At 39.7% G+C, this 373-nt stretch carries 1 protein-coding gene; it reads left to right on the top strand.

What is annotated here, in order from left to right; translation table 11 throughout:
• Positions 1-204: hypothetical protein (locus CWC04_RS19785; RefSeq protein ID WP_212747135.1), on the top strand; the 204-nt coding region annotated here is incomplete at its 5' end.
• Positions 205-373: the final 169 nt, after the last annotated feature.

The following is a 373-nucleotide window of genomic DNA, read 5'->3' as shown; positions in this document are numbered from 1 at the left end:
CGCCCTACGTTAGGTATGAAATGTGGTCGTCTAACCATGTCGGGTTTTCTGCAGCTCGTGACCATTAATAGCCAATGTTGCCTTTCAAATATAGTTAATTTCCGTGCGCTTTTTTCAAGGCTTAGGCTGGCTAAGTTATGTTTGGCAAAGCTTGGAATACGTAACCGGGTATGTGCGTTACTGGCAGCAGGTTTTAATAATTAAAGTAATAAGTGCAGAGATAGTAATAAAAACATCCATGGCCAGCTTAATTCAAACTTGTATTGTCTCCTTTAGTTTAATTTGCTTTATGACTTGGCGTAGTTTTTCGTTAAGCCCGTCAATGGTTTGCTCCGCATTATTCAGGCTTAAAAGATCATGCTAGGAAAACCTT

The sequence above is a fragment of the Pseudoalteromonas sp. S2893 genome (assembly GCF_005887105.1).
Lineage (GTDB): Bacteria > Pseudomonadota > Gammaproteobacteria > Enterobacterales > Alteromonadaceae > Pseudoalteromonas > Pseudoalteromonas atlantica.
This window is presented reverse-complemented; position numbering and strand designations above follow the sequence as displayed.